Annotated in this window: 1 pseudogene; it reads left to right on the top strand. The window is 80.4% G+C overall.

Annotated features, from left to right (window positions below):
• Positions 1-418: pseudogene (locus tag N866_RS21910) on the top strand (hypothetical protein); the annotation flags it as partial.

Below are 418 nucleotides of genomic sequence, written 5' to 3'. Positions count from 1 at the left end.
GGCCGAGGCCCGCCTGTCCGCCGAGGCCGCCGCGACGGTCCTCGCCGACGCCGAGGCAGCCCTCCAGGCCGCGGTGACCCAGGTCGAGACCGACGCCCGTGCGGTCGTCGAGGCCCGGGCCGCGGTCGAGGCCGCGATCGCCGCCGTGGTCGACGCCGACACGACCGTGGTCGAGGCCCGGCTGGCCCTCGAGGCCGCCGAGGCCGCGTACGCGGCGGCGTCCGCCTCGGTCGATGCCGCTCGCACGGCTCTCGAGCTCGCCCAGCGCGAGGTCGCGGCCGCCCAGGCCGACGTCGATGCCTCCGCCGCCGTGCGCGCGGAGCTCGAGGCGGTGCTCGCCCTCGCCGGGCAGTCCGTCACGGACGCCGAGGCCCGTCTGGGCGTCGGCGCCGCGGAGGTCCGCGCCGCCACGGAGGCG

Source organism: Actinotalea ferrariae CF5-4 (assembly GCF_000603945.1).
In the GTDB taxonomy this organism is placed as follows: Bacteria; Actinomycetota; Actinomycetes; order Actinomycetales; family Cellulomonadaceae; genus Actinotalea; species Actinotalea ferrariae.
Note: the sequence above shows the minus strand (reverse complement) of the source record. Positions and strands in the feature narration are given on the sequence as shown.